The organism is Mogibacterium pumilum (assembly GCF_002243385.1).
In the GTDB taxonomy this organism is placed as follows: domain Bacteria; phylum Bacillota; class Clostridia; order Peptostreptococcales; family Anaerovoracaceae; genus Mogibacterium; species Mogibacterium pumilum.
The window spans coordinates 1,374,010-1,381,097 of the sequence record NZ_CP016199.1; the positions used below are offsets into that span (position 1 = coordinate 1,374,010).

Annotated in this window: 5 protein-coding genes; 1 reads left to right on the forward strand and 4 read right to left on the reverse strand. The window is 41.3% G+C overall.

Annotated elements, in window-relative coordinates:
* From ftsY to plsX, 4 genes are all read right to left on the reverse strand, one after another.
* Positions 1 to 801 (reverse strand): signal recognition particle-docking protein FtsY (gene ftsY / locus AXF17_RS06595; RefSeq protein ID WP_237049023.1); only part of this gene is annotated, 801 nt, incomplete at its 3' end.
* A 34-nt stretch (positions 802 to 835) separates the two neighbouring features.
* The gene (smc, locus tag AXF17_RS06600; protein ID WP_157682584.1) at positions 836 to 4,402 is read right to left on the reverse strand and encodes a chromosome segregation protein SMC; all 3,567 of its coding nucleotides are present in this window, start codon (positions 4,400 to 4,402) and stop codon (positions 836 to 838) included.
* Between the two features lies 1 nt (position 4,403).
* Positions 4,404 to 5,087: a ribonuclease III gene (gene rnc / locus AXF17_RS06605; RefSeq protein ID WP_094234329.1), complete on the reverse strand. Its 684-nt coding sequence runs from the start codon at positions 5,085 to 5,087 to the stop codon at positions 4,404 to 4,406.
* 62 nt (positions 5,088 to 5,149) lie between these two features.
* Positions 5,150 to 6,184, reverse strand: a complete 1,035-nt coding sequence (plsX, locus tag AXF17_RS06610; RefSeq protein WP_094234330.1) for a phosphate acyltransferase PlsX — start codon at positions 6,182 to 6,184, stop codon at positions 5,150 to 5,152.
* 485 nt (positions 6,185 to 6,669) lie between these two features.
* Between plsX and AXF17_RS06615 the strand changes: the two genes are divergently transcribed.
* Positions 6,670 to 7,088: transposase family protein (locus AXF17_RS06615; RefSeq protein ID WP_169711329.1), on the forward strand; the 419-nt coding region annotated here is incomplete at its 3' end.

Sequence of the window (7,088 nt, forward strand, 5' to 3'; positions counted from 1 at the left end):
GTATTCGTCAGTTACAGTGATTGAAATTCCGCCTCTTGCCGTTCCATCTAGCTTAGTGAGAACAATGCCCGTGATATCGGCAATCTCCGAAAACTCTTTTGCCTGGCTGATTGCATTCTTGCCAGTTGTAGAGTCAAGAACAATTAGCGTCTCTCTCGAAGCCTCAGGATACTCACGACTGATGATTTTATCCATCTTCTCAAGCTCTTTCATAAGGTTAGTCTTATTCTGAAGCCTGCCGGCAGTGTCGCAAATTAGGACATCTATATCATTTGCCTTTGCAGACTGAACAGCATCATATATAACCGCAGCAGGATCAGTCCCTTCCTCATGGCGAATAACTCGCACATCTGAGCGACTTCCCCACTCTACAAGCTGATCAGCGGCTGCTGCACGAAATGTATCCGCAGCTGCAAGCAGAACGCTTTGACCGCGCTCTTTGAAGAGATTTGCAAGCTTTCCGATAGAGGTAGTCTTCCCTCCGCCATTAATGCCAATCATCAGAATAACGAGTGGATAATCAGTCGACAGCTTGTTTCTCTCACCTTTGTCAACTATTTCGGTTATCACATCTACAAGCGCACTCTTAATCTCTTCCGGCTTGGTAAGGTACTTCGCGTTAATGCGCTTTTTGAGCATATCCATTATTTTATCAGTCGTTTCAATACCGATATCGGATATTACAAGCGACTCCTCAAGTTCCTCATAAAATTCCTCATCGATATTCGGGTTACCGACGATTACATTAGTAACCTTTTCCGTAAATTTTTTGAATGTGCTTTTATCCTTAAAAAGTCCCATCTTTATCCTTTCCAGCTAAAGCTGTACCCGTTATCTATTCGTTTGAATACTCACTTGGGTCAAATCCATCTTCAAACTTGAGTGAAAGCACCCTAGAGATTCCCTGTTCTGGCATTGTTACTCCGTAGAGTACATCAGCGTGCTCCATAGTTGCCTTGTGGTGAGTTATAAGTGCAAACTGCACGTCTTCAAAGCGTTTGAGGTAATTTGAGAACCTATCGATGTTCGCCTCATCAAGTGCCGCCTCTACTTCATCGAGAATGCAGAACGGCGTTGGTTTAGCTTTAATTACAGCAAACATCAGTGCAATAGCTGTTAGAGTCTTCTCTCCACCTGACATCAAATTGATGTTCTTGAGCTTCTTGCCCGGTGGCTGTGCGATAATCTCAATTCCTGACGATAGAGGATCTGATTCATCTTCAAGTCTAAGTTCAGCGTGACCGCCTCCGAATAATTCTCTGAAGCTATGTTCAAAGTTAATGACTACCTTGTCGAAATTTTCTTTGAACTTATCCCTTATATTGCGCTCCATGTTGGTAATAATAGACCTGAGCTCCTTCATCGCCGTAGAAATATCGTTTTCCTGTGCTGTCATAAACTCATATCTCTTACTTACCGACTTATACTCCTCAACAGAAGATATATTTACGTCGCCCAGTTCAGCCATACGAAGCTTGATTTCCTTAGCTTCTTTATTGCCAGCAGTGATACCAAAATCATCGTCTCTGATGTCCTGCGCTTCTGCGAATGATACTTCGAATTCATCCCACAGCTTATCCTTCTGTGTATCGAGCAGAGTTTCGCTCTTGGCGCTCTTAACCTCCAGTTTATACTTAGCATCCTGCAGTTCATTTAGTTCATGGGCGAGCTTTTTTTGATCTCTGATAGACTCTTCGTAAGCTACCTTATTTTCGTCAATAGATTCTCCCAGAAGCTTGATGCGTTCTTCGAGACCTTGCTTAAGCTCAATCAACTGTGCAATTTTCTCGCTCGATTCAGCGTCGGTGCTGGTAAGCATATGGTGCTTTTCCTTGAGCTCTTCATACGCTTCCGTAGACTCCTCCATCTCGTTCTCAAGGTCTGTAATAGTATCTCTAACTCGTTCAATCAACTCGTTTAGACCGAGAATTCTCGCATCCTGCTCACTTAACTGAAGTTTATTTTCTAGTGTTATCTCACGAAGCTTATTAACGCGAGCGTCGTACTTCTCAGCCTTACCCATGAGCTCCTCAATATGCTCATTAAGTCTAGTGATTTCTGCTTCAGCATCTGCTATTTCAGATTTATGCTTTGTGACCATATCGGTGGCTCTCTCGATATCTCCATTAAGAGTCTCGAGTTCACTTGCATACTGATCTTTATGAGCACCAGCATCGTCTGTCAGCTTTTTTATTCTCTCGAGTTCACTAGCGATTACACCCTTATCAACTTCTATCTGTTGGAGCTCATCGTATGCCTTTCCTCTGGATTCTTTGAGCTCTGCAATTTTAGAATTAGCAGCTGTGATTTCTTCTCTAAGTGTAGTTATCTGCTTTTTATACTTTTCAGCAGCATCGCTCAATTCCTTGATTTCATTCTTACGTTCGAGTATATTAGCGGACTTATTTTTAAATTTTCCACCTGTAATTGCACCGCTAGAGTTAATTACTTCACCATCTGTAGTAACAATTCTGTAGCCCCTGCTAGTCATCTTGGAAATTCTAACCGCATCATCCATGTTACTAGTAAATATAACACGCCCTAGCAAATACTCGAGAATATCATGATATTTATCTTCTGTTTTAACAATTTCAGAAGCAACCCCAAGATACCCAGGAGCGTTCTCAATCTCGTGTTCCGGGTACTGCCTGTTATACCTGATAGACGAAAGTGGTAGAAACGTTGCTCTGCCAGCTTTATTGTCCTTTAGCCATCTTACAGCAGACTTTGCCGAAGAATCATCATCACAGACAATATTCTGCATCGCCGACCCAAGTGCAGTTTCGGTTGCAACCTCATATCCAGTTGGAACCTTGATTAGATCTGAAACTGTGCCAATAATTCCTCCAGTATGCTGCTTCATAAGCAGCCTAACTGCATTGTTATATCCCTCATAGTTGCTCTCCATCTCTTCGATGGTGTTTTTACGAGCAAGAGTTCTATTGTACTTATTACTGAGGTCTTCTATCTGTTTAACACTGTTACTAGCCTGCTCTTCTAGCAATCTGATGTTTGCAACGATCTCATTAATCTGACTAGCTGCACTATTCTGCCTATTCTCTACTTCTCTGTACTGCTCTTCTAACTGCTTCAGTTGATGAGCATTCTCTGCATCAGTCTCATCTTTGCCGCTATACTCTTCGTTCAGTTTATCTTTTCTGTCGTTAAGCGTGGTTACATAGTTCTCTAAGGTTGAAATATCTGCCTTTTTAGTTATATTCTTATTGCTTAAGCTGATGATGTCATCCTTGCTATTATCAATCTCTGAGTTGATAGCCTCAAGCTTTCTCTTGCTATCGTAAAAATCAGACTCTGCTTCCTGCAGTGCAGCTAGAGCCTGTTCATTCTCAGTTCTGTATGATTTTTCATTCGCCTCTAGTTCTGCAAAATTATTGTTTTCTGTCTCTAGTTTATTTCTCGTCTCTTCGATAACAGATTCGAGTCTTGCTAGCTCACGTTCAATTCCTTGAATCTTCTCTTCATTGACCTGACCGCGGCTAGTAATAGTATTTAGCTCCTCTATTTTAGTTAAAAGCTTAGCATTTGCATCCTCATGTGCCTGGTCTAATTCTGACGACTTATCTCTAATGCCTTCTATCTGAAGTTCAAGTTCTTCAGATTTCTCATCCATCGTTCTAAGCTTCTCTTCCATCTCGATAAGTTCATTTCGAGAATTTTCGACGGTACGAACAAGCCCATCGATATTATGGATGATGATGTTAACTCCTACATACTTGTACCTATCACGGAGAACTATATATTCACTAGCCTTTTCAGATTCGTCCTTAAGTGTACCTATACGGCCTTCGATCTCAGCAATAATGTCTTTTACACGTTCGAGGTTATCAGATGCGGAAGCCAGCTTCCTCTCTGCTTCTGCCTTTCTGCTCTTATATAAAACGACGCCCGCTGCCTCTTCGAATATTTCTCTGCGGTTTTCAGGTTTTGTACTGACGATTTCCTGAATTTTACCCTGTCCAATAATTGAGTACCCGTCAACACCAATCCCTGTATCCATAAACAGTTCTTTGATGTCTCTAAGTCTACACTGATTGCCGTTTATTAAATACTCACTCTCACCAGATCTGTACATACGACGAGTTACCTGAACTTCGTTGTATTCTAACGGAAGTATCGCAAGCGAATTGTCTATAACAAGGGAAACTTCAGCCATTCCCTTTGGTTTTCTGGTCGCAGTTCCTGCAAATATAACATCATCCATCTTTCCGCCACGAAGCGACTTTGGACTCTGTTCACCAAGTACCCAGCGAAGTGCGTCACTGATATTACTCTTGCCGCTTCCGTTAGGTCCTACAATGCATGTTATTCCATCATTTAAGTCGATAGTTACAGGATCCGCAAATGATTTAAATCCCTGTAGCTCTATTCGTTTAAAATACAAGCTATATATCTCCCTTCGTAAGCGCATTGGCTGCTGCCGCTTGCTCTGATTCCTTCTTGCTATTTCCTACTCCTCGGCCGAGTTCTTCGCCATTTGCCATAACGGCTGTGACGAATTCTTTTCTATGGTCGGGACCTTCCTCACGCAGTAACTTATACTCTATGCGGACACCTTTTATCATCTCCTGCAGTTTCTCCTGCAAATGCGTCTTATAGTCTTTATGGAGTCCCCCTTTAATCGCAAGCCTAATCTTGTCTGCAAATAAATCTAAGACAACTCTCTCGGCTTTTTCGTATCCACCATCTATTATCATCGCACCAATTAATGCTTCTACAGCGTCTGCTACGATTGAGGCCTTCTGCCTTCCTCCGCCATTATCCTCTCCTTTGCCTAGTCTAAGATGTTCACCAACACCTAACGTTTGTGCTACATCTGCAAGCGACTTCTCGCATACTACATCAGCTCTAGTCTTGGATAGAATACCTTCATGAGCCTCCTGCATGATGACAAAGACCTTTTTACCAACTATGGCATCGAGGAATGCATCTCCAAGGTACTCAAGTCTCTCGTTGTTAAACTCATAGCTTTTACCATGCTCAGATGCATAAGAGCTGTGTGTGAGAGCTATCTCAAGCAGCTTTCTGTTATTAAATTTATATCCTAGTTTCTTTTCTAAGTTGTCCATAAACATAACATCCGTAAATTAGAAGCATTAACGTCTTGTACATTCTAAACTCTGGCTAGTTATTAAGCCTCTATCTTTGCTGTGTCATCGCTTCCAATCTCGTCGCTTTCAGCAATTGCCTTCTCAATCTGTCCAGTTACATCTGACTCCACATAATCTCTAGCTTTGAGAATGGCATTATATACAGCATTGGCCTTAGAACTACCATGAATTTTGAGAACTGGACCCTTTAGACCTAAAATAGGAGCTCCACCCTCTTCGGAGTAATCGAAGTCATTCTTCATACCCTTTAGCTTCTTTGCTAGTAGTAGCGCTGCTAGCTTTGAGATAGTTCCGTCCATCAGAACTTCCTTAAGTCTACCCATGATGGATAGAGCAAGTCCTTCTGAACTTTTAAGGAATATATTTCCTGAAAATCCATCAGTTACTACAACGTCGCACACACCAGATACGACTTCGCGTCCTTCGATATTGCCCTGGAAATTAATTGAGCTATTTGCTAGTAGTCCATATGCTTCCTTGTGAAGTTCATCGCCCTTCTCAGCCTCGGCACCGACATTGAGAAGTCTAACCTCAGGACTATCCTTACCTTTGACGTTCTGTACGAAAATACTTCCCATCACACCGAATTGATACAAGAACTCCGGCTTACAATCCACGTTTGCTCCGCAGTCTAAAAGAAGAGTTGTATCACCTTTTCCTATCTGTGGGAAAAACGCTGCTATCGCAGGTCTCTTTATACCTTTGATACGTCCTAGGCCAAGAAGTCCAGCTGCAAGAAGTGCGCCTGTACTTCCACCAGAGATGAATACATCTGCTTCGCCTTCCTTAACCATCTTCATTCCGCGATTAATAGTCGAATCCTTCTTCTTACGAACCGCCATTGCTGGAGATTCACTATTGGTAATAACTTCTGTCGCATTCACGATTTCTATGTTGCTTCCATCCCATTTCTGAGCACTCAGTTCTTCTTTTATTAAATCTTCAGCGCCAATGATAAAAACTATATCATTAATCTCTCTTGCCGCCTGAATTGCACCCTTTACTATTTCCTGGGGAGCGTGATCTCCGCCCATACCATCGATTAGTATTCTCATAGTCCCTCCATGATTCGTAAATTATGCAAGCTAGTCCTGCATAGTTCAAAGTCTATTACTACTACTTATATCAGCATTATGTAATAAGCTTTTAAAACAAGCCTTAAATTAGCACATTATTATACCATAAAACGCCAAAACATGCGATATTTAAAGCCATCTAAGATATTTCACACATAAAAAAGTGCTGCCTTAGCATAAAGCAGCACTACTTGGTTATTATGGCTCTATAAATTCTTTTGGGGTTTAGGGGGTACCTATCCATTTCATTGTGGTGTTTTAAACCCCTACCTATACACTTGTTGGGGTAATAAAAAGACACCCCAACAAAATCAATGTTTTCCTTGACAAGGGGTATACATCATAATTTGAATAATCTAAAAAAGACGGAGATTTAACCATGATTAGTTAAATTCTCCGTCCTTTGTTGTTCCTTAATGCTATCTTTAGAGTGCGAATCAAAGAGTACAGAAAGGAACCAGTACATGAAAGATACTATCATAAAGCTTTTTAACATGGAACCTTCAGACATTGAGCAGTTTGAAGTTATTCCATGCGGAAGTGTTACGCAATGTAACATAACACTTCAACACAGACCAACTCCGTGTCCATCCTGTGGCAAAATATCAAGAAGGGTTCACGACTATTACAGGCGCACACTCAAACATGCCGTTCTTGTTGAAAATGACTTGATTGTTGTTTACAGAAAAAGACGTTACTATTGTACAGCTTGTCAAAAGCCTTTCCCAGAAAACAATCCATTCTCATTACCTGGAAAAAGAATCTCGCAAGCAACCGTTATTCGTATTATGAAATTGCTTAAGCGTGAATCAATAACTTTCTCTACTGCTGCAAAACTTACAGATGTCAGTATAACAACAGTTATGAAGGTGTTTGATGAACA

Bases quoted from the DNA above. Each gene is read 5' to 3' on its own strand.
- plsX (WP_094234330.1), bottom strand. From the start codon at position 6,184: ATGAGAATACTAATCGATGGTATGGGCGGAGATCACGCTCCCCAGGAA.
- rnc (WP_094234329.1), bottom strand. From the start codon at position 5,087: ATGGACAACTTAGAAAAGAAACTAGGATATAAATTTAATAACAGAAAG.